This is a genomic window from Alkalicoccobacillus porphyridii, from assembly GCF_007293315.1.
GTDB lineage: Bacteria > Bacillota > Bacilli > Bacillales > Bacillaceae_D > Alkalicoccobacillus > Alkalicoccobacillus porphyridii.
Genome location: NZ_VLXZ01000001.1, coordinates 352646 through 372718 on the forward strand (window position 1 = coordinate 352646; position 20073 = coordinate 372718).

Genomic DNA, 20073 nt, shown 5'->3' on the forward strand with positions numbered 1-20073 from the left:
ATTTATCCTCCCTCCACCACGTCAAACAGTCGTTCTACCATCTTATCAATTCGTTCTGCTTTCATTCTATAACTAACTGGGTTCACAATAAAACGTGAGGTAATTGGCTCAATCGTCTCCAGTTCAACGAGTCCATTTTCCTTTAAGGTTTGTCCTGATGAGACGATATCAACAATCCGATCAGCAAGTCCAATTAACGGTGCGAGCTCAATCGATCCATTTAGCTTTATAATTTCAACCTGTTCTCCCTGCTTCTTAAAATAATGCGCGGCGAGATTTGGGTATTTAGATGCCACCTTAGGATTAATGTCTTTTTTTTGATATCCCGGTAAACCAGCTACTGCCATGTAACATTCACTGATTTTTAAATCGAGTACTTCATAGACATCTCGTTCTTCTTCAATCATAACATCCTTCCCCGCCACACCAACATCTGCTACACCATGCTCAACATAGGTTGGTACATCCATAGGTTTGGCAAGGATAAAACGCAATTCTTCTTCAGGCACTTCAATAATTAGCTTTCTTGAGTCCTCAAACTCATCCGGTAGATTATACCCTGCCTTACGAAGAAGCTGGACGGCTTCTTCAAAGATGCGCCCTTTTGGCATGGCCATCGTCAAAACATTACTCATGGGCTGAATCACCTCGTTTAGATTTTCCAATAACGTAGATAATTTCATCATACTCATCACTCATTTGATCTACATTATCCACACCAGCCAAGTCTTGAAGGACAACAATCTCTCCTTCTGAACGAAGCTTTTGTGCTCTCTCAATCGCTTCATTACGGCGCTCACGACTAAAGATGACGCATTGTCGCCTTTCAGGTGGCACCGTTTGCCCTATGGCTTCTGCTAACAAATCTAGACGCACACCAAAGCCAATGGCCTGTGCTGGACGATGAAACTGCTGTAGCAACTCATCGTAACGACCACCACTTCCAAGTGGCACACCAAGCTCCTGACTGTAAACTTCAAATACGGTGCCGGTGTAATAACTCATATGCAAAACCAAATTTAAGTCGATCGTAATATATTGGGATAAGCCGTACTGCTCTAAAACATCCCACAATTCCCTTAACTCTCTAAGAGCCGCCTGACCTTGCTCTGATTCTGCAAGCTTTTCTGCTTCATTAAATAAATGCTGGCCCCCACGAAGCTTAAGTAAACCTTCCAACCTTTTTTTATCTATAGATGAAAGGTTTAAGCCTTTAATATGTGATCTAAAACCAACATAGTTTTTTTCGTAAAGAAATCTCCGTAAGAGATCGGCTCGTTCTTTATTTCCTACGATATCTACAAGCAACGCATCAACAAATCCAACGTGCCCGATTGCTAGCTTAAATGACTCCAGTCCAGCTCGTTTTAAAGATTCAATCATTAACGCAATCGTTTCTGCGTCTGCGCTAACAGTCCCATCCCCAATTAGTTCAACACCGATTTGCTCAAACTCTGCAGGTCTTCCTCCCTCGTGCTGCTGGGCTCTAAATAAATTAGAATGATAGCCAAGTCGTATTGGATATGCTTCAGTTTTTAAACTGGAAGAAACCAATCGAGCAATCGGTGCTGTCATATCAGGACGCAAAACAAGCGTATAGCCCTGACTATCCATCAGCTTAAATAATTGCTGATCTAATATAGCAGATGAGGCACCAATCGTGTCATAATACTCAACCGTGGGTGTTTCTACCATTTGATAGCCCCACTGCTTCATTTCATTTACTATTTCCGTTCTTAATTGTTTTTTTGTTTCATATAACTCTGGCAATGTATCTCGCATGCCAAGAGGTTTCTCAAACATGAATAACTTTGACATTGTCTTACGCACCATCCTTAATTAGTTAGCCTATTATATCACAACGAGTTGCTTTAGTTCGCTAAATCAATAGCGAAGTAAAGTGTTTGTTTATAGTTTACATGCCTGATATTCCAGCGTCAACCATTTCTCATCGGAATTTAAACCATAAAAAAACCCGATGAGCATCACTCAACAGGTTCTTTGCATGTTACGTATCTGATGGCAGATTCCGCCATAATAGCTGCCCCCATTTGTAAACAGTCTTCATTCACATCAAAAATTGGCGTATGAAGATCCCGATTCATACCATCCGAGAACCCACACCCTAGAAAAAACATCGCTCCAGGAGCTTTTTTTGTCATATAGGAAAAGTCTTCCCCACCCATACCAAAAGGAGCATCATGAATGATGATATCTGGGTATAGAGTCGTTACCGTCTCCTTTAAAGCTTGATTAATCGCAGCATCATTATATAAAGCAGGCTCTCCTCTAGTTACGGTACAGTCTCCCTTCCCTCCTAGCTGATCAGCTAAATGAAAACTTGCTTTTACATGGTCGTGTAATTGCTCACGTGTCTCTTCGTGATAGGCTCTAATGGTCCCTTCTATCAACACCTTCGTTGGAATGATATTGCTGGCATGCCCTGCTTCTATTTTTCCTACACTTATAACGGCAGGGTCTAAAGCGGAAATACGTCGGTTCACAAGGCTATATAACGTATCCAGCACACGGCTCATCATCCAAATGGGGTCCGTCCCAAAATGAGGATATGCCCCATGACCACCCGTTCCTTCAATAGTTCCAGAAAACACATCTACACTTGCCATGCTAGCCCCGTCATGAACTTGCATTTCACCAACCGAGAGCCAGGGACACATATGTAAAGCAAGCACAGCATCTACCTTTTCAAGCGCTCCTTCCTCTATCATATACACAGCACCTGAGCGACCAGATTCATCAATGGCCTCTTCTGCCGGCTGAAATAAGAATAGAACAGTGCCTCTCCAATCGAGCGCCCGTAGCTGATCCGCTATAATATGCACAGCCCCTAGTAGGATGGCTGTGTGGGCATCGTGGCCACAGGCATGCATCACCCCTTTATGCCGTGATGCATATTCACAAATGTTCTCCTCCTCAATGGGAAGGGCATCGATATCTGCACGTAAAGCAATGGTTGGTCCCTCTCCATTAGAGAAGCGACCGACCACACCATATCCAGCGACACCATTTTCGATAGATAAGCCAGGTATCTCAGCCAACACAGAGGCAATGTATTCTCCCGTATACTTCTCTTGAAAGCTTATCTCCGGGTGCTGATGAATGTATCTACGCCACTCTATTAAACGATCTGACATCGCCTCAGCCATTTGAACGCTTGCGTGCTTCATCCTTCTATTTTCAGAAGCAAGCTCACTGCTTCTATCGCTTGTTTAAAATCAGCCACAATATCCTCTCCATCCTCAATCCCACACGAAACTCGAATCAACCCTTCCGGAATGCCCATTGCCGCCCGCTCCTCTGGTGTACATTCAACATGACTCGTTGTTCTCGCCGGCCCAACGGTCGTCTCGACTGCACCTAGATTGGCTGCCCGATTGGCATATTCGAGCTTTGGAAGTAGCTCACGCACCGTCTCAACTCCACCCTTTACTGCAAAACTCAACATGCCGCCAAATCCCCTCATTTGCTCACAGGCGATCTCGTGGTTAGGATGAGTAGGTAACCCTGGATAATAAACAGATTCAACTAAGTCCGATGTCTCAAGAAATTCTGCTAGCCTACCCGCATTTTCAGCCTGACGCTTCACACGAAGATCGAGCGTCTTCATGCCACGCAGCAGTAAATAAGCAGCCCATGGATCCATAGTCGCCCCATTAATTTCCCGATAGTGATAGATAGATTCAACTAAGGAAGAATCGTTTCCCACAACCACTCCACCTAAAGCATCTGCGTGCCCCCCAAGAAATTTGGTCGCACTATGAATGACAAGATCCGCTCCAAGCTCAAGTGGTGTTTGATTAATCGGTGTGGCGAATGTATTATCTACAACCACCAAGGCACCCACTGCTTTTGCGGCTTCGGCTGAACGTTTGATATCCGTAATTTTGACGGTTGGGTTAGTTGGCGTTTCAAGATATAGCATGTTACAGCCTTTTTGAAGCTCCTCTTCTATTTGCTGATGATTACCTGTTTCACAAAAGACAACCTCAATTTGTAGCTTAGGCAAAAACTCTGTAAATAGCTTATTTGTTCCTCCGTACGTATCTTTAATTGTGACAACCTTATCACCCGGGAACAAGAATGTATAAAGCGTATTGCTAATAGCTGCCATGCCCGTTGAAAAGCTTGTACCAGCCTCTGCTCCTTCAAGTGCTTTTACCTTATCCTCAAATGCCTGAACGGTTGGATTTGTGTTTCTACCGTATATATGGCCCTTCTTTTTGCCAATCGCTACATCATACCACTCGTCCATATCATCGTAGCCAAATGCTACACTTGGTATGACCGGCACCTGAGTAGCACCGTGCACTAAATAGTCTTTTTCGCCCGCCCAGACGGCTTTTGTTCCAATTTGAGCTTGATTCTCTTTTTTCACATGAACCTCTCCCCTCGGTGGTTATTTCGTATATTCATAGTAAAAAGGCTCTAGATTAAGAGCCTTCTAGCTATTAAGAAAAGCCTTAATGATAAAAGAAAATGTTTGATTAATAGGTGTTTTCTATGACTAGTGCTTTGACATAAGTGCCTGTAAAAAATTAAGATGCGGAGTGGATAGTCGGATGCTTAATGAATAGCTCCCGTGAGAAGTTAGCTAATGTCTCGCATCCCGTTTTTGTTACGCGGATCGACTCACTTAGTTCAACGCCGAAGCTATCAAACCACATGCCTGGTATGACATGAAAGGTCATGTTTTCTTGAATAACGGTCTTGTCTCCTTGTCGCAGGCTGGCGGTGTGCTCGCCCCAATCTGGCGGATAATTCAGCCCCATTGAATACCCAAGCCTCGACTCCTTCTCTAGCCCATGTTTGGCAATACTTTTTCTCCAGACCGCTTCTACCTCCTCGCATGTTACTCCAGGTTTTACAAATTGGAGGGTTTCATTTAGCCCTTCAATGACAATCTCGGACAATTCTACAACCTGCAACGCTGGCTGCCCTACAACTAACGTGCGTGCTAAAGGACTATGATAGCGTTTATAACAACCGGCAATTTCCAGAATCACTGTTTCACCTTGTTTATACGTACCATCCGTCCAAGTAAGATGTGGAGCCGACGTTTTAATTCCCGAAGGCATCAAGGGGACTATGGCCGGGTAATCCCCGCCATATGCTTCTGTTCCAGATATTTGCGCATGGAAAATGGTAGCCGCTACATCACATTCTCTTACACCAGTCTGAACAGCATCAATGCCAGCCTGCATCGCCCTCTCAACAATCGCTCCCGCCCGCTTCATGTATTCAATTTCCTGATCAGATTTTATGATTCTCACTCGATTTACTATATTTGTACCGTCTTTAAATGAAGCGTTTGGAAGATGCTGCTTAAGATGCTCCATACAAGCTGCTGTAAAATAGTAATGATCCATTTCTACAGCTATCGCTCGATTAGACTGACCAATTTCAGTTAAGATTTGAGCCACAAAATCCATCGGGTGCTTTGGTAAAGACTGAACATATTCATCAGGGTACGGAATAATAAAATCTTGATGCATCCAGACTGTCAGCTTTGCGCCATTCGCATCCTGCGAACGTCCAAGCCATATCGGCTGTGCTTCATCAATAATCACAATTAACATCTGATGCACATAAAAAGACCATCCATCATAACCAGACAAATAATTCATATTTGCCGGATCACTTATAAGAAGAACATCTATCCCTGCTGCCGCCATCTTCTCTTTTGTTTTACCCAATCTCTCCTGATATTCTTCCAATGTGAATGAAAGCATCGCCATTCCTCCTTAAAAATGCCTGGATCATCAAACATACACCCTGTTTATTTAATTGTTTGAATATTTAAAGTATATGCAATCCACCTCTGACTGTTCAATACGTAAAGTGTAAGAAAATATCAGCCCGATTGTAGTCAGATTAGCTAATCCAATAGAATGAAAACGTATACATTTTTAAACAGTGCAGATAATCTAACATGGTGTGAGGAGGTTGATTAAATGTGCGGGCGAATCTCTGGTGGGGTGCTTTGATTCTTGGTTGGGTGCTGAGGCTTCTTTCTGGGTATCAGCACTGGCTCTTGGTATTGCGCTCATTCTTCTTGGTATGCGGGGCTTCTTTCTGGGTATCGAGCTCGGGCTCTTGGTGGGGTGCTCGTTCCTCTTGGTATGCGGAGCTTCTTTCTGGGTATCGGAATCTGGTTCTTGGTTGGGTGCTCATTCCTCTTGGTATACGGCGCTTCTTTCTGGGTATCGAGCTCGGGCTCTTGGTTTGATGCTGGTTTTTCTTGGTATGCGGGGCTTCTTTCTGAGTATCGGGTTCCGGCTCTTGGTTAGACGCTCGTTCTTCTTGGTATGCGATGCTTCTTTCCGGGTATCGCACACCGGCTCTTGCTTTGACGCTCGTTCCTCTTGCTATGCGGGGCTTCTTTCTGGGTATCAAGCTCTGACTCTTGGTTTGACGCTCGTTCCTCTTGCTATGCTGAGCTTCTTTCTGGGTATCGGGTTCTGGCTCTTGCTTTGGTGCTCGTTCTTCTTGGTATGCGGCGCTTCTTTCTGGGTATCGGGCTCCCGCTCTTGGTTTGGTGCTCGTTCCTCTTGGTATGCGGCGCTTCTTTCTGGGTATCGAGCTCCGGCTCTTGCTTAGACGCTCGTTCCTCTTGGTATGCGGGGCTTCTTTCTGGGTATCGAGCTCCGGCTCTTGGTTAGGAGCTCATTCTTCTTGGTTTGCGATGCTTCTTTCTGGGTATCGCACACCGACTCTTGGTTAGGAGCTCATTCCTCTTGGTTTGCTGAGCTTCTTCCTTACCATCACGCTCCAGTTCTTGGTTTTACGCTCATTCTTCTTGATATACCCCGCTTCTCCCTTGCTATCGCACACCGGCTCTTGATAAAATCCTTTTTCCACTATTCCCTAATCTTCATCCACTCATTTAAAGTTCGCTCACAGGCTGCAAATCCCATATACGGATGCTCAGTTCTAATAAAAAGACGTCATCGGGGTTAGCCAGGGATAGTCCCGTTAAGGCTTCTATTTTTCGCAGTCGATATAATAACGATTGTCTATGCAAGTGAAGGACTCTGGCTGTTAGGCTGACTTTACTCTGGTTGCGGTGATAGGTTGTGAATGTATGAATAAGGTCCATATTTCGTTGCTGATCATATTTATATAAAGGGGTTATCACGCTTAGGATGACTTCTTTTAAATCATCATAATTTGCCATTGCTTGTAAGACTCTGTCTACTCTTGTTTCTGAATAAAAAACTTTTCTAGTGAGGTCCCGTCTTTTTTGACCGATGTCTAATGCTTGATTGGCTTGCTCATAGCTTTTGCTAAAGGAAAAGATGCTGTCGCTTCCGTCACCGATGCCCCACATCATATGTACACCGGGGAATAAATGAGCGAATCGACGGTTTAGAAGATCAAGAAAACTGTTGATCGTCTCTCGACTTGCTTCCTCAGGTACCTCAAGAAAAATAATGACTTGATTGGCCTGGAAGGTGGCCATTGCCTTACGCTTTATGGATTGGGCTGCGTGATTTACTTCTTCTTCAATATAATGGGCCATACTTTGCGTCCATTCCAAATAAGAGGATTGAGCGACTTCTTCGTTAAATATTTCTTTCATCTTTTCTGGATAGCCTACGATGGCTTCATAGGAAAGCTCTAAATCATAGCCTAGCTTTCTTGCACGGGTTATCATTAGCTCATTTGACTCTATTTGATCCTTTGCTAATTCCCAGACAAAATGATTTTTTACTTTTGACTCCGCTTCGAGTAGAGCGTTCTCTTTTAAAAACCAAAAAGCTGCTGCGGTTGCGGTATGCTCTAAAGTAACACAAACCGAAGCGGAAAGGGTATCTTGATTCTCTGCTAATCTTTTGTACACGTAGCCCTGAACAAGGTTATTACTTTGAATAATGGGCAATCGTATAAATGCACCTTTTTCACTCTCAATTAATTCTACTTTTACTAAGAGCGGGTGATCTTTTTGCTCGAGTGGTTTTACTAAGTCTTCTACTTCGCGAGAAAAAAAGCTCTCCCAAAACGTTAACTCTTTATCGTTGTTTGTCCCTTTAATCGACCCATATAAATCAGTCATATACACATCAGCTTGGATGTGATTTGCCACGTGGCTAGCTAGCTTTGATAAAGGCGCCCCTTCCAAAACCATTGATAGCAATTCCTGTTGAATCGACTGCAGCTCAAATAAATACCCTTGTTTTAGATCGGTAATTCTTTGTGTGATGGCTTGTGTGACATCTGCGAAACGTATTTCCCACGGCATAAGTAGAATAGGGAATTCATACTCTTCCCCAAGCTCAATGCAGCGATCACACAGTTCATATATGTATTTACCTGTAGCAATCCCTAAGCCGGCAGCGCCTGATTGGATCACATCATGTACAAATTGATAAAATTGATGTGGCGTATCTGCATAACTGATGCCTGTTGTTAAAACCATTTCATTTTTCCGCACGAAGTTTTCTACCGGTGCTTCCGTGATGGAAACCCACTCCACCATCTGCTCATCTAAGTGTGCTGAAGCCGTTTTGACCACTGCCGGCTCCATAATATCTAGCTCCATAATTTCTTTCATCGTCAATACCATAAGTTATCCCCCCTACGGCCCTATTTCCTTATATATTACTTCTTTTTTAAAATCCTTTTTTCCTCTATTACAGCTCATTCTAGTTATTTTTTGATTCAAAAAAAACACTACGGAGCATGCCGTAGTGCGAGTTAGTTTATTCATTTTCATTTAAGAGGCCCATAGATCCTATTCTTTTGGAAGCTCTTTGATCACTTGCATGGGGTTGCCGCCAACAAATGTATAGGGCTCAACATCACGGTGAACTAGAGTGCCTGCTGAAATGACTGCACCATCTCCAATCGTAACGCCGGGTAAGATTGTTGTGTTCGCTCCAATCATCACTTGATCCCCTATGATAATGTCGCCCAGTCGGTATTCCTTGATGAGATATTCATGGGCCAAAAGCGTTGTATTATAGCCGATGATCGAATTCCGGCCAATTTGAATTTTTTCAGGGAACATGATATCCATCATGACCATTAAGGCAATGGCGGTCTCGTCTCCAATTTTCATCCCAAGCCCATGGCGATATAGCTTGTTCTTCAAACGGAGCCATGGGGTGTACCTAGCTAATTGGATCACGATAAAGTTTCGCATCACTTTCCAGAACGGGACTGTTTTGTAAATGTGCCAGAGAGAATTCGCCGATGAAACAGGATAGCGTTTGGTTTTCCTGCTCACTTTTGTGTCACACCCACGATGTCCAAAAGGTCATCCATGGTTTGTAGGATGTAATCTGGCTGGTACGATTTCAGGTATTCTTGACCTTTAATGGCCCATCCAACGGCAGCCGTTGTGACACCTGCATTCTTACCTGCTAGAATATCATGTGAGTTATCACCAATCATGATAGCCTCTTCTTTTGTTGAACCTAAGGCAGCAAGTGCTTTTTCAATCGGCTCTGGATCTGGTTTCGCTCGCGATACATCATCCAGCCCAATGACAACATCAAAGAAGAGATCTAATCCTTTTAATTTCAAGCCCATTTGAGCCGTTTGATTTTTCTTTGTTGTGACAATCGCAAGCTTATAGCCTAGATCATGTAATTTCTTTATCCCTTCATATACACCTGGATAATCTGTCACTAATTGATCATGAAACGTGTGATTATGCGTACGATATACCTCAACCATTTCCTCCCATTTTTCAGGATCTATCATTTGAAAGGTATCTTGTAGAGGCGGACCGATAAATGGCAATACCGTTTCACGCGTATATTGATTTGGACGGTACTTGTCCAATGTGTGTAAAAAGGAGGCAATAATTAATTCATTGGTATCAATTAATGTGCCATCTAAATCAAATAGTAGGGTTGTTTTTTTCATAAGACGATCCCTTCCTAACTATCTTTTTATTTTCCCTGTACTCTCCAAATAGCCTGGAGGATTAACCTTGATTCGTCGATAGATGATTAATGCTAAGGAACCAACTATCAACACCACTGATAATAGTTGCGCGACTCGAAGCACATCACCAATTAATAGATAATCTAATCGAATACCTTCGATGAAAAAGCGAGCGATGGAGTACCAAATCACATAGAAAAGGAACAGCTCTCCCTCGCGAAGATTCACACGTCGCAACCATAATAAAATGGCCACACCAATAAAGCTTAGAACCGACTCATATAGGAAGGTCGGGTGATAATAGGTCCCTTGAATATACATTTGATCAATGATAAACGCAGGAAGCTGGAGACTTTCAAGGAATTCACGTGTAACTGGTCCCCCGTAAACCTCCTGATTGATAAAGTTCCCCCAACGACCAATGGCTTGACCTAATAAAATACTAGGTGCCGCGACATCTGCAAGCTTCCAAAAGGAGACGCCACGTGCCTTAGCAAAAATAATTGCTGTAATAACCGCTCCGATAAGCGCACCATGTATGGCGATACCACCCTCCCAGATATAAAACATCCGAACAGGATTGTCCGCAAATTGATCCCATCTAAAGATGACATAATAAATGCGCGCACTAATAATAGAGATCGGCAGCGCAAATAATAAGAGATCCGCAAATATATCCTTTGGTAACCCTCTCTTGACTCCTTCTCTTGAAGCAAGGATGTAACCTGCCAATACACCCAAACCGATAATGACTCCGTACCAATATATTGTGAATGGACCAATATCTATAAAGACTCGATTAATAGCTTGTATATTTTCATCCATATTTATAACACCTCAATTTTCTAACGGCGTTTACACGCTTTGTTTAATATTCGTCGCGGTCTCCATCTTGTATGACTTCTGTTAGACGCTCAGAAAATTCTTGTGCTGCATTAAATCCTAAACGCTTTAAACGGAAATTCATTGCTGCCACTTCAATAATAACAGCAAGATTTCGCCCTGGTCTTACTGGGACTGTAAGCTTTGGAATCTCTGCGTCAAAGATTTTAAGTGTTTCTTCATCGAGCCCTAAACGATCGTAGGCCTTGCCCTGATCCCAGTTCTCTAGGTTTATACAGAGGCTGATTCGTTTAAACGGACGAACAGCGCCAGCCCCAAATAAAGTCATGACATTAATGATACCAAGTCCACGAATTTCGAGCAGATGTCTAATCAGTTCAGGTGGGTGACCCACTAATGTGTCTTCATTTTGGAGTCTAATTTCCACCGAATCATCTGCTACTAAGCGGTGGCCTCGTCGTACTAAATCTAGGGCTGTTTCACTCTTACCAACACCACTGCTACCCGTGATCATAACACCGATTCCATAGATATCAACTAGCACACCATGCATCGCAGTTAAAGGAGCCAATCGTCCCTCTAAGAAGTTTGTGAGTCGACTACTCAGCTGCGTTGTGGTGTGAGTCGAACGAAGCACAGGTACGCCAACCTCTTCTGCTGCCTCAATCAATTCCTTTGGTGCTTCAAGTCCTCGCGAAAGAATAACTCCCGGCGTATCGTATGTACATAATTTAAGCATGCGTTCTTTTTTTTCTTGATCACTTAATTGTTTAAAAAAAGAAAGCTCCGTGCGGCCAATTAATTGCAATCTACGAGCTGGGTAATAGGTAAAAAAACCAGCCATCTCTATTCCAGGTCTGGAGATATCACTCGTGGTGATTGGGCGATAAATCCCTTCCTCCCCAGCTACTAGCTCAAATTGAAACTTTTCTAAAATATCATTTGCTGTTACCTTAGCCATGTTCTTACTCCCTCCAACAAGCATCATTCGTTGACGATGTACAAACTCATTTTAGCACGTTTTCTCATATAACATTCATGCCTTCATTGATTTTACCGAAAGTGTAACTGAAAAGACAATCATTATCAGCTTTATATTCATATAAAAAGCCCGCTATCCCTTGTAAATGGAATAGCGGGCTAATGTCTATGATCGGTTTGATTGAATTGGATTAATCAATAACGTCTGGAAAATCGTTAGGATGATCGAGGCTAGTAGGGCTAATCCAAAGCTGGTGATCACAAAGGCGTCACCCATTAACCACGATGCGATGGACAAAGTCACACCGTTTATAACAAGCAGGAAAAGACCTAATGTCAAAATCGTAGCTGGTAAGGTTAACAGGATAAGAATGGGACGAATGGTCACATTTAAGATCGCAAGAATAAAGCTAGCGATAAATGCTGCACCATATCCAGACAACTGAATACCTTCAAATAAAAAACCTATGAGCATTAGAACAAAGGCATTTAAGATCAGGCTGACAATAAATTTAATCATCAGATGACATCCTCTTCATTTGGTACAACAAAAGCCATAACAAGATAGATAATAATTGGCGTACCTGAAGTAAAGATAGCAAGCAGCACCCATATAATACGAATCAATGTCGCATCAAGATTAAAATGCTCTGCTAACCCTCCACATACACCTGCAAGCTTCCTGTCATGCTGTGATCTATATAGTTTCTTCATATTTGCATCACCTTTTCTTTTCTATATCTGCCTCGTCAAACCCCATCACGTTATGCTAAATCTTTTGCTTTAATAGAACCTGTATTTGTTACCGCACTTACTTTTACACGCGGCGATGAACTCGAATTCCCTACAAAGTGAAGCAATCGGTTTGCAAAGTCTTTCTTTTCTTCAAGAACCTCATAGTCCACCATCTCATTTGTAAAGCCACCAACATTTGTTTTAAACTTTCCTTCGATTCGAATCTCTGGATTTACTTTTACATGAATGGTCCCAGTGGTGGTTTTGAGTTCAGCAAAACCGGCTTCGTCCAGAGAGTGTAGCTCATAGGTTAAGGTGCCGTTAATAGCTTCAATATCAGCGTCTTGTACCTTACCACTTACATAAACTGTTCCATTTAATGTTTTAGCATCAACTAAATGAATGTTTGAATCTCTCAAATGGATGCTTCCATTCACTGTCTCGACATTTGCTTTTTTTGCACGGACAGAGGTAAATGAGAGTGCTCCATTTAGAGTGTTCACTTCTAGCGTATCCACACTCAAATTAGAAGATGAGATCTCTCCATTAAAACTATAAAGCTTTACGCGATCAAAGGTAGATCTAGGAACATGTATAACGGTTTTAATTTTTAATGATTTGATTTTCGAACGGAACTTCAACGTCCCATCCTCGACCGCAAAGGCAGTTTCCTGCAAGAAGATGCGTCTCGCTTCTTCTGTGTCCTTCACACGATAAACCTGTGCTTGGCATTCCACTCGGATATCCGGTTCTTCCCAAGGAACCAATTCAATCGATCCGTTTTCAAGGGAGACATCAATGACACTTGGTGTTTCATTGCGATGATGAAACACATGGTCCACTACGACATGAGAGCCGAAATTAAAGTCAAAGTCAGCATCTTTAATCTTTTTAAAAGCGGACTCTACAAAATCTGTAAATTTTGTTGCGTAATTTTCCGTTTCCGATTTAGCTTTTTGTTTGTTTGACTCATTTGCTTTATCCCAATTTACCTCGGTCGATAAGCTGGTGGAGCTGGATACAGACTCGTCTTTTTCAATAGCCTGAAGTAGTTTGATACCTTCTTCTGCCGTGACTTTACCATCTTCAATCATTTTCAGAATCATCTTCTTCTCTTCCATGCTATCACTCCTTCAAGTATGTTGGGTTTTACACCAAATTGGTTCTTACCTGTTATACGAGAAACGAAAGAAAATGTTTCAAAGATTTATGATTGTTTCTGAAGTTCCTTTTGTGCTAGTCTTTCACGCATTCTTTCTTTATCACGAGTTAGAATCGGCTTTAAGTATTGTCCAGTGTAGGACCCTTTCACCTTAACGACCTCTTCAGGAGTACCTTGGGCCACGAGTTGGCCACCTTTATCTCCACCCTCTGGGCCAAGATCAATAATGTGATCTACCGTTTTAATCACATCAAGGTTGTGCTCAATAACCATAACTGAATCTCCGTTATCAACTAGTCTTTGCAGGACATTTAGCAAGTGACCAATATCTTCTGTATGAAGACCCGTTGTAGGTTCATCAAGAATGTAAAGAGTACGCCCTGTAGCTCGTTTATGCAGCTGAGAAGCTAGTTTTACTCGTTGAGCTTCTCCGCCAGAAATGGTAGTGGCAGATTGACCAAGACGAATGTAACCTAGACCTACATCCACAAGCGTTTGAATCTTTCTTTTAATCTTAGGCAAATTAGTAAAAAATTCAAGCCCCTCTTCCACAGTCATTTCCAGCACATCTGCAATGGTTTTCCCTTTATACGTAATCTCTAATGTCTCACGGTTATATCTTTTTCCTTCGCAAACCTCACAAGGTACGTAAACATCCGGGAGGAAATGCATCTCAATGCGAATAATTCCATCACCTCGGCAAGCTTCACAACGCCCGCCTTTTACATTAAAGCTAAATCGTCCCTTTTTGTAGCCTCTAACCTTGGCTTCGTTAGTCATTGCAAACACATCACGAATATCATCAAATACACCCGTGTAGGTCGCAGGATTTGAGCGTGGCGTTCTACCGATAGCAGATTGGTCAATGTCTATCACTTTATCTATTTCTTCGATGCCCACCAACTCTTTATGCGCACCCGGCTTGTCTTTAGAACGATGAATCGCCTGAGCTAAGGATTTATGCACAATCTCATTCACAAGTGTACTTTTCCCAGAGCCAGAGACACCGGTTACTGCAGTAAATACGCCAAGTGGGAAGGTAACGTTGATGTTCTTCAAATTATTTTCTGAAGCGCGTTTGACCGAGAATGATCTACCTGTTAATTCTCTGCGTTTTTCAGGAACAGGGATAAACTTCTCCCCTGACAGATACTTTCCGGTCAATGAGTCCTGGTCTTTCATAATTTCCTCTGGCGTTCCTGCGGCGGTAATTTCGCCACCGTGTACACCTGCTCCTGGACCAACATCAATGATATAATCTGCCGCGAGCATCGTATCTTCGTCATGCTCTACCACGATTAGTGTGTTACCAAGATTTCGCATATGCTCAAGTGCACTAATTAACCGATCATTGTCTCTTTGGTGTAGTCCAATAGAAGGCTCATCAAGAATATAAAGTACTCCCATTAAAGACGAACCAATTTGAGTGGCAAGCCTGATTCGTTGAGCCTCGCCACCAGACAGTGTACCGGCCGCTCTTGAAAACGTTAAGTAATCCAAGCCCACATTAATTAGAAAGTCAGATCGATCGTAGATTTCCTTTATAATCATTGCTCCAATGGACTGTTCCTTTGGAGTTAATTCAAGATGAGTAATAAATGACTGCGCATCTTTGACTGACATGGATGTAATTTCACCAATATGCTTATCATTCACCTTCACAGCAAGGGCTTCTTTTTTTAAACGATAGCCTTTGCAGGTCGGGCATGGTTTTTGACGCATATAGCCTTCCATTTGCTCGCGAATATAATCTGAGCTCGTTTCATGGTAGCGTCTAGAAATATTTCTCAATACACCTTCAAATTCAATCGTATTTTCGCGGACTCGACCAAATTCATTTTCATAGTGAAAAAAGATCTTTTCTTTGCCACTTCCAAGCAGAATTTTATCCATTTGTGTAGCAGGTAGCTTTTCGACCGGTGTATCCATATCAATACCAAAATGATCGCAGACCGCCTCTAATAACTGCGGGTAATATTGTGAGCTAATTGGCTCCCAAGGGGCGATTGCATGCTCTCGTAATGTTTTGGATCGATCTGGAATCACCAGATCCTGATCAACCTCAAGCTTTGTTCCAAGACCATCGCAGCCACCACACGCACCATAAGGACTATTAAATGAAAATAGACGAGGTTCAAGCTCAGGGATAGAGAATCCACAAATAGGACAAGCATAATGCTGACTAAACAGAAGCTCTTCGCCATCAATCACATCAACAAGGACTCGACCATCCGCAAGCTGAAGCGCCGTTTCTAGTGAATCAGCAATTCGGCTATTTATGCCTTCCTTCACAACAATACGATCTATAACCACTTCAATCGAATGTTTTTTATTTTTTTCAAGCTGGATTTCTTCAGCTATCTCGTGCATTTCCCCATCAATTCTTGCACGCACGTACCCTTGTTTTTTTAAGTCCTCCAGTACTTTTACGTGTGTTCCTTTTCTACCGGAGACAAGGGGAGCTAGAATTTGCATCTTTGTTCTTTCAGGGAATTCTAGTAAACGGTCTACCATTTCCTGAATGGTTTGTGAAGAGATTTCAGTGCCATGCTCCGGACAAATAGGCCGCCCAATTCTTGCATATAATAGACGCAAATAATCATAAATCTCTGTAACCGTACCTACTGTTGAGCGTGGATTTCGACTGGTTGTTTTCTGGTCAATCGAAATGGCAGGGGAAAGCCCTTCAATTGAATCCACATCTGGCTTGTCCATTTGACCTAGAAACTGCCTCGCATAGGCAGATAAAGATTCAACATATCGCCGCTGTCCCTCTGCATAAATCGTATCGAAAGCCAGGGAGGACTTTCCTGACCCGGAAAGCCCCGTTAATACCACTAGCTTATCTCGTGGAATTGTTACATCTATATTCTTTAAGTTGTTTGATCTAGCACCTTTAACAACAATATTTTCCTGTGCCATACCCTCACCCTTCCGCTTTCATTTGAATAACAACATCTCGTAGCTCTGCAGCTCTTTCAAAGTTAAGATCTTTAGCAGCCTGTTTCATTTCTGCTTCAAGTCGCTCAATCATTGCTGCTTTGTCCTGTTTACTTAGCTTCGTTTTAGGGGCCGTTGGTGTATTATACTCTACGCCATCCTCAGCTGCATAGGTCGCTTGAATAAGCTCCGGAACTTTTTTCTGAATGGTTTGAGGGGTAATTCCGTGTTTATCATTAAATTCTTTTTGTAATGTACGCCTTCTCTGTGTCTCATCAATCGCCACACGCATAGAATTTGTAATCTTATCTGCATACATAACAACATGGCCATTTGCATTTCGAGCAGCACGACCAATCGTTTGAATTAAAGATCTCTCTGCACGTAAAAATCCTTCTTTGTCCGCATCTAATATTGTCACAAGGGAAACCTCAGGAATATCAAGGCCCTCTCGAAGAAGGTTGATTCCGATTAAAACGTCAAATGTTCCTAATCGAAGCTGCCTAATAATTTCAATACGCTCGAGTGTTTTAATTTCTGAATGAAGATAGCGTACCTTAATTCCGAGCTCTTTGAGGTAATCTGTCAGATCCTCTGACATCTTCTTTGTTAATGTAGTCACAAGCACACGCTCGTTCCGATCAGACCTCTCTCGGATCTCTCCAACCAAATCATCAATTTGCCCTTCAATTGGACGTACATCAATAGTAGGGTCAAGTAAACCTGTTGGACGAATAATTTGCTGAACCATCTCTGGAGTCTTTTCAAGCTCATAGGGTCCAGGTGTGGCAGAGACATACACAACTTGATTAACCTTATTCTCAAACTCTTCAAACCGAAGCGGACGATTATCTAAAGCTGAAGGCAATCTAAATCCATGATTAACTAAAATTTCTTTTCGTGCACGGTCCCCATTAAACATCCCACGCACCTGTGGTAATGACACGTGAGACTCATCCATAATAAGTAAATAATCTTCAGGTAAGAAGTCCATCAACGTATACGGAATCGCTCCCGCTTCACGTAATGTTAGATGGCGGGAGTAATTCTCAATTCCCGAACAGAATCCCATTTCGGCCATCATTTCTAAGTCATAACGTGTACGTTGCTCCAAGCGTTGTGCCTCGAGTAATTTCCCTTCCTCTTGAAGATTTTTCAACTGCTCCTCAAGCTCAATTTCAATGTTTTTCATTGCTAGCTTAAGCTTTTCTTCACGAGTGACGAAGTGAGAGGCTGGAAAGATGGCCACATGCTTTCGCTCACCCTTGACTTCACCCGTAAGTGAATCGACTTCAGTGATCCGATCTATTTCATCACCAAAAAACTCTACACGAATACATTGTTCATCACGAGAGGCTGGAAAAATCTCGACGACATCTCCCCTCACTCGAAATGTACCTCGTGTAAAATTAATATCATTGCGGTCATACTGGATATCCACTAATTTGCGCAACAATTCATTGCGATCTAGCTCCATTTCCACTCGTAGAGAAAGAACTAAATCTTTGTATTCATTTGGGTTACCTAAACCGTAAATGCATGAAACACTCGCCACAATAATAACGTCATTGCGCTCAAATAATGAGCTCGTTGCAGAGTGACGCAGCTTATCTATTTCATCATTAATACTTGCATCCTTCTCTATAAATGTATCAGAGCTCGGCACATAGGCCTCCGGCTGATAATAATCATAATAACTAACAAAGTACTCCACTGCATTATTTGGAAAAAACTCTTTAAATTCACTATACAGCTGACCTGCAAGTGTTTTGTTATGAGCCATAATCAGCGTTGGTTTATTTACTTGTTTAATTACATTGGACATTGTAAAGGTTTTTCCCGTCCCTGTTGCACCAAGCAATGTCTGGAATTTCTCTCCCTTATTCAGTTGCTCTACAATTTTCCGTATAGCCTCGGGCTGATCACCCTGAGGCTCATAATCAGAAACGAGTTCAAATTCTCTCTGCTCCACAAGCCAGCCTCCTATTATCGAACATATGATCACATAAAATTAGTATAGCATAAACTCCTAAGTCAAACACAAAAAAAGCGAACGTTCGTACCCATAATTGTAGCCAATGTTATCCAGCTTGATACAAGCTTTTTCTACCTATACCCGTTTCACTCACTTATAAAAATGGCAAAACTTTTTACTGGACGAATCAAAGATTTGGGGCTATGATATGAAATATTAACTAACCAAAAATAGAATATGGATCTTCGGGGCAGGTGAAACTCCTGACCGGCGGTAAGTTTTTTAAAACAAGCCCGCGACTCCATGCTATATTAGCTTGGACTGATCTGGTGAAATTCCAGAGCCGACGGTTAAAGTCCGGATGGGAGAAGATAAGAGATAGGAACATCCTTTTAGGTGTGCCTATCTTTAAGATGCATGAATGACTTTTTCTCTTTCTGACCCGAATGCAAAGTAACCTGATCGGGTAAATCAGAACGAGAGGCATTCATGTATTTTTTTATATCTTTACAGATGATCCCATATTCAAACTAAAAGGGGTTTGAATAATGGTAGGAACAACATTAAAGTCTAAGAACACATTTTGGCTAATTGTGATCGGAGCAGCATTTTGGGGAATTAATCCGTTATTCCGCGTGATGCTACTGGATACATTAACCTCCGCTCAAATTGTGTTCATTGAACATCTACTATTAGCGTTTATTGCCGTACCTATTATATGGATAAACAGGCATGAGCTAAAAGGATTAAAGAAAAGTCATATCGGTGCATTGTTATTTATATCATGGGGTGGATCTGCACTAGCTACCTTACTTTTCACCGCAGGATTAACATATGGGAATATTAATGCAGTATTATTACTTCAGAAAATGCAACCACTGTTCGCCATTATATTAGCACGCTTTTTACTAAAGGAAATGCTACCGAAGCATTTTGCCACACTTGTATCTGTTGCACTTATTGGTACGTACTTTTTAACATTTGGATTCTCTTTTCCAATAGGTCATGTAGGCGAAGTCATTCAAATGGGAAGTTTACTCTCACTGGCTGCTGCTGCGTTGTGGGGCGGGTCTACGGTAATGGGAAGAATATTGCTTAAACAAATGAAGTTTGAAACGGTGACTTCATTACGGTTTGTCCTTGCGATCCCATTCATTACAGCGGTCATGCTAATTCAGAATGCAGTTTGGAATATACCAGCTGACTCTACGGCATTTACATTAATCGGGATTAACCTATTATTATCTGCTCTACTTCCTGGGCTGTTCAGTATGTTGCTTTATTACAAAGGGTTAACCAACACAAAAGCATCTGTCGCAACACTTGCAGAACTGAGTTTCCCAATGACAGGCATGGTTGTAAACTGGTTTGTTTTCCAGGAAAGCGTGACAATTGCCCAGTTTACAGGGTTTGTGCTCATATGGGTTGTTCTATTTACGATTTCAAAGCAAAAAGAAATTATTGCACCTATCGCTAAAGAACAAGCGCCGATATTATCGAAAACATCATAAAAATGCGTTCAGTG

At 42.2% G+C, this 20073-nt stretch carries 16 protein-coding genes and 1 riboswitch; of the genes, 1 reads left to right on the forward strand and 15 read right to left on the reverse strand.

Annotated elements, in window-relative coordinates:
* Nucleotides 1-2: 2 nt before the first annotated feature.
* From hisG to uvrB, 15 genes are all read right to left on the reverse strand, one after another.
* A complete protein-coding gene (gene hisG, locus FN960_RS01700; RefSeq protein ID WP_143846636.1) occupies nt 3-635 on the reverse strand; it encodes an ATP phosphoribosyltransferase in 633 nt (210 codons plus the stop codon).
* A complete protein-coding gene (locus FN960_RS01705) occupies nt 628-1818 on the reverse strand; it encodes an ATP phosphoribosyltransferase regulatory subunit (protein ID WP_143846637.1) in 1191 nt (396 codons plus the stop codon). The genes hisG and FN960_RS01705 overlap by 8 nt, the downstream gene beginning before the upstream one ends.
* 167 nt (nt 1819-1985) lie before the next feature.
* Entirely contained in the window at nt 1986-3188 is a 1203-nt protein-coding gene (locus tag FN960_RS01710) for a M20 metallopeptidase family protein (protein WP_143846638.1), read from the reverse strand.
* On the reverse strand, nt 3185-4396 hold the full coding sequence (locus tag FN960_RS01715) for a cystathionine gamma-synthase family protein (protein ID WP_143846639.1): 1212 nt from the start codon (nt 4394-4396) through the stop codon (nt 3185-3187). The genes FN960_RS01710 and FN960_RS01715 overlap by 4 nt, the downstream gene beginning before the upstream one ends.
* 160 nt (nt 4397-4556) lie before the next feature.
* Nucleotides 4557-5750: a M24 family metallopeptidase gene (locus FN960_RS01720; protein WP_143846640.1), complete on the reverse strand. Its 1194-nt coding sequence runs from the start codon at nt 5748-5750 to the stop codon at nt 4557-4559.
* Nucleotides 5751-6904: 1154 nt separating this feature from the next.
* A complete protein-coding gene (locus FN960_RS01725) occupies nt 6905-8584 on the reverse strand; it encodes a PucR family transcriptional regulator (RefSeq protein ID WP_143846641.1) in 1680 nt (559 codons plus the stop codon).
* A 168-nt stretch (nt 8585-8752) separates the two neighbouring features.
* Nucleotides 8753-9247: an acyltransferase gene (locus FN960_RS01730; protein WP_143846642.1), complete on the reverse strand. Its 495-nt coding sequence runs from the start codon at nt 9245-9247 to the stop codon at nt 8753-8755.
* A complete protein-coding gene (gene ppaX / locus FN960_RS01735; protein WP_143846643.1) occupies nt 9244-9891 on the reverse strand; it encodes a pyrophosphatase PpaX in 648 nt (215 codons plus the stop codon). Before ppaX ends, FN960_RS01730 begins: the two co-directional genes overlap by 4 nt.
* A gap of 18 nt (nt 9892-9909) precedes the next feature.
* The gene (gene lgt / locus FN960_RS01740) at nt 9910-10737 is read right to left on the reverse strand and encodes a prolipoprotein diacylglyceryl transferase (protein ID WP_143846644.1); all 828 of its coding nucleotides are present in this window, start codon (nt 10735-10737) and stop codon (nt 9910-9912) included.
* A 43-nt stretch (nt 10738-10780) separates the two neighbouring features.
* Nucleotides 10781-11716, reverse strand: coding sequence for an HPr(Ser) kinase/phosphatase (gene hprK / locus FN960_RS01745; RefSeq protein WP_143846645.1), 936 nt, complete (start codon nt 11714-11716; stop codon nt 10781-10783).
* A gap of 186 nt (nt 11717-11902) precedes the next feature.
* A complete protein-coding gene (locus tag FN960_RS01750) occupies nt 11903-12256 on the reverse strand; it encodes a phage holin family protein (RefSeq protein WP_143846646.1) in 354 nt (117 codons plus the stop codon).
* The gene (locus tag FN960_RS01755; protein ID WP_143846647.1) at nt 12256-12450 is read right to left on the reverse strand and encodes a PspC domain-containing protein; all 195 of its coding nucleotides are present in this window, start codon (nt 12448-12450) and stop codon (nt 12256-12258) included. The genes FN960_RS01750 and FN960_RS01755 overlap by 1 nt, the downstream gene beginning before the upstream one ends.
* A 50-nt stretch (nt 12451-12500) precedes the next feature.
* The gene (locus FN960_RS01760; RefSeq protein WP_143846648.1) at nt 12501-13592 is read right to left on the reverse strand and encodes a DUF4097 family beta strand repeat-containing protein; all 1092 of its coding nucleotides are present in this window, start codon (nt 13590-13592) and stop codon (nt 12501-12503) included.
* An 86-nt stretch (nt 13593-13678) separates the two neighbouring features.
* Nucleotides 13679-16555 (reverse strand): excinuclease ABC subunit UvrA, encoded by a 2877-nt coding sequence (uvrA, locus tag FN960_RS01765; protein ID WP_143846649.1) that lies wholly within the window; start codon nt 16553-16555, stop codon nt 13679-13681.
* Between the two features lie 4 nt (nt 16556-16559).
* Entirely contained in the window at nt 16560-18545 is a 1986-nt protein-coding gene (uvrB, locus tag FN960_RS01770; protein WP_143846650.1) for an excinuclease ABC subunit UvrB, read from the reverse strand.
* A gap of 240 nt (nt 18546-18785) precedes the next feature.
* Nucleotides 18786-18925: riboswitch (FMN riboswitch) on the forward strand.
* A gap of 171 nt (nt 18926-19096) precedes the next feature.
* On the opposite strand from uvrB, the gene FN960_RS01775 reads away from it, so the two are divergent.
* Nucleotides 19097-20059, forward strand: coding sequence for a DMT family transporter (locus FN960_RS01775; RefSeq protein ID WP_143846651.1), 963 nt, complete (start codon nt 19097-19099; stop codon nt 20057-20059).
* Nucleotides 20060-20073: the final 14 nt, after the last annotated feature.